Raw genomic sequence first — 1,106 nt, forward strand, 5'->3', positions numbered from 1 at the left:
TCGTCGACCGGCTCGCCGGTGATCAGCGCGCGGAAGTAGAGGGGGGCGGCCAGGCTCTTGACCACCTCGGCCGGGTCGGTGCCGGCCGGCAGCTCACCGCGTTCGACCGCACGGACGACCACCGGCTCGGCGCGGCGCAGCCGGTCGGCGAAGATCCCCGCCCTGACCTCGGCGATCCCCGGGGCGCGGGCGGCGTCGGACAGCATCACGGCCAGCACGGCGGCGCCGGCGGGCGAGCCGAGCCAGGCGACGAGCCCCCGGGCGAGGGCGCGCAGGTCACCGTCGAGGGTGCCCGTGTCCGGGATCGGGATGTCGCCGGCGATCCGCCCGGTGAGGGCGTCGAGGATGAGCGCGTCCCGCCGCCCACCGCAACCCACTCCACCGCGAAGGCCCGGGCGGGGTTGGTGGTGAGGAGGCGGTGCGGGAGGTCGGGGCCGAACTCGCGGGAGAGGCGGGGGGCGAGGGTGGTGAGCAGGTGCGTGGGGCCGGGGGCGTGACGGGCGGTGCGGGTGGTGGTGTCGCCGCCGAGGAGCAGCCGGTCGGCGTGACCGGACTCGACCAGGGCGGCCACCGTGTCGAAGAGGTGGTGGTCGGTCGCGTGATGCGCGCGGGAGGGGCCGTCCAGCGCCAGGAAGGCCCCGGTGGCGGCGAGTCGACGGTGCAGGCGGATGTCCGGGTGCCGGTTGAGGTGGCCGAGGATCACCCGCCCGGGCGGGACGCCGTGGCGTTCGCAGAGCAGGTCGAGGACGTCCGGCGCGGCGGTGCCGAGCTCGTGGTGGACGGCGATCGGCGCTCCGGTCGCGTGGTGCGCCTCGGCGGCGGCGGCCATGACTCGCCGGGTGTGGGCGTCCAGGCCGTGGTAGTCGCCGGCCACCTTGATCAGCCCGGCCCGGACGCCCTCGGGCGCGCCGTGCAGACCGGCGGTGAGCTCCGCGGTGAAGAATCCGGCGAGCCCGGCGTAGCGCCGTTCGAGGTCGGCCGGGTCGTAGTGGACGGCCTGGTGGAGCCCGGTGGCGGCGACCAGGTCGACGCCCGTCGCGCGGGACAGCCCCGGCAGCGCGTCGGCCCGCCGCCCCATCCCGGCGGGCGTCCACTGGACGAACGCC

General features: G+C 77.1%; 2 protein-coding genes. Both read right to left on the minus strand.

Going from position 1 to position 1,106, the window contains the following annotated elements; all coding sequences use genetic code 11:
* On the minus strand, nucleotides 1-323 hold a 323-nt coding region (locus ABD308_RS21600; protein ID WP_344337722.1), incomplete at its 3' end, for a TetR-like C-terminal domain-containing protein.
* On the minus strand, nucleotides 206-1,106 hold a 901-nt coding region (locus ABD308_RS21605), incomplete at its 5' end, for a phosphotriesterase family protein (RefSeq protein WP_344337685.1). The genes ABD308_RS21600 and ABD308_RS21605, both read right to left, overlap by 118 nt.

Origin of the sequence: Kitasatospora putterlickiae (genome assembly GCF_039527695.1) — a bacterium.
GTDB classification, from domain to species: Bacteria; Actinomycetota; Actinomycetes; order Streptomycetales; family Streptomycetaceae; genus Kitasatospora; species Kitasatospora putterlickiae.